The sequence below is a fragment of the Mesorhizobium sp. M7A.F.Ca.CA.004.04.2.1 genome, from assembly GCF_004022825.1.
GTDB lineage: Bacteria > Pseudomonadota > Alphaproteobacteria > Rhizobiales > Rhizobiaceae > Mesorhizobium.
The window spans coordinates 1-1,411 of the sequence record NZ_RZPH01001291.1; the positions used below are offsets into that span (position 1 = coordinate 1).

Annotated in this window: 2 protein-coding genes; both read right to left on the reverse strand. The window is 63.3% G+C overall.

All coding sequences use genetic code 11. The features are described from left to right. Positions 1–714, reverse strand: a 714-nt coding sequence (locus tag EN893_RS33945; protein WP_164901381.1) for a preprotein translocase subunit SecY, incomplete at its 3' end; no start/stop codon positions are given. Positions 715–906: 192 nt separating this feature from the next. Continuing rightward, complete coding sequence (gene rplO, locus EN893_RS33950) at positions 907–1,383, reverse strand: 50S ribosomal protein L15 (RefSeq protein WP_013531434.1); 477 nt, start codon at positions 1,381–1,383, stop codon at positions 907–909. Between the last annotated feature and the right edge of the window lie 28 nt (positions 1,384–1,411).

The following is a 1,411-nucleotide window of genomic DNA, read 5'->3' on the forward strand; positions in this document are numbered from 1 at the left end:
GAAGAACACGATGAGCGCAATGACGACGACGGCGAGCACGATGATCGCCAGGATCAGGCCGGTCGACAGCGCGCCGGTGCGGCCAAGCTCCAGCGTGCCGGAGATGGCGTGCGGCAGGCCGGCGACGATGCCGGAGAAGATGATCAGCGAAATGCCGTTGCCGATGCCGCGGGCGGTGATCTGCTCGCCGAGCCACATCAGGAACATGGTGCCGCCGAGCAGCGTGAGGACGGTCGAGACGCGGAAGAACATGCCGGGATCGCTGACGATGCCGTTGCCGCCTTCCAGACCGACCGAAATGCCATAGGCCTGAACCAGCCCAAGCAGCACGGTACCGTAGCGCGTGTACTGGTTGATGACCTTGCGGCCCTGCTCGCCTTCCTTCTTCAGCGCTTCCAGCGACGGGATGACCGAGGTCATCAGCTGCATGATGATGGAGGCGGAGATGTAAGGCATGATGCCGAGCGCGAAGATCGCCATGCGCTCCACGGCGCCGCCGGCGAACATGTTGAACATGCCAAGCACGCCCTTGCTCTGCGAGGAGAAGGCCTGGGCGAAGGCGTCGGGATTGATGCCGGGAAGCGGGATGTAGGTGCCGAGGCGATAGACGAGCAGCGCGCCGATCGTGAACCAGATGCGCTTCTTCAAATCCTCCGCCTTGGCGAAGGCCGAGAAATTCAGATTCGAGGCTAATTGTTCAGCAGCCGAAGCCATGCCTGATTCTCCGCTTGGTAACGCTTGATGGCCCTGAGGTCAGGCGGCGCGTTTCACCGAAGCTCACGAGATAAGCTCCGGGCTCTAAACATGCAAGCGGCCGCGTTGACGCGGCCGCCTCGTCGAGCAGATCAAAGCGCAATCGTGAGCAAAAACGGATCCCACTCCTGCCGATCGCGCTTCAAATTGCCGTTACTCGGCAGCTGCCTTTTCCTGCGGCAGCTTGACCGAACCGCCGGCCTTTTCGATCTTCTCGATCGCGGCCTTGGAGGCGCCGGCGACGTCAAAGGCGAGCTTCGCCTTGATCTCGCCGTCCGAGAGGATGCGCACGCCGTCCTTGACGCGGCGGATGACGCCGGCGGCAACCAGCGATTCAGCCGTCACGGTCGCCTTGGCGTCGAGCTTTTTGGCGTCGATGGCCACCTGGATGCGGGCCAGCGACACGACGGTGAAGCTCTTGGCGAAGATGTTATTGAAGCCACGCTTCGGCAGGCGCCGGTAGAGCGGCATCTGGCCACCCTCGAAGCCGTTGATGGCGACGCCGGAGCGCGCCTTCTGGCCCTTGACGCCGCGACCGCCGGTCTTGCCGGAGCCGGAGCCGATACCACGGCCGAGACGCTTCTTGGAGTGCGTCGCGCCGTCCTTGTCACGCAGATCGTTGAGTTTCATCTGAGTTCTCCTGCGCTCTGGCTCAGCC

What these genes read in the sequence shown, in the direction of transcription:
- rplO (WP_013531434.1), bottom strand. Translation starts at nt 1,383, where the DNA reads ATGAAACTCAACGATCTGCGTGACAAGGACGGCGCGACGCACTCCAAG.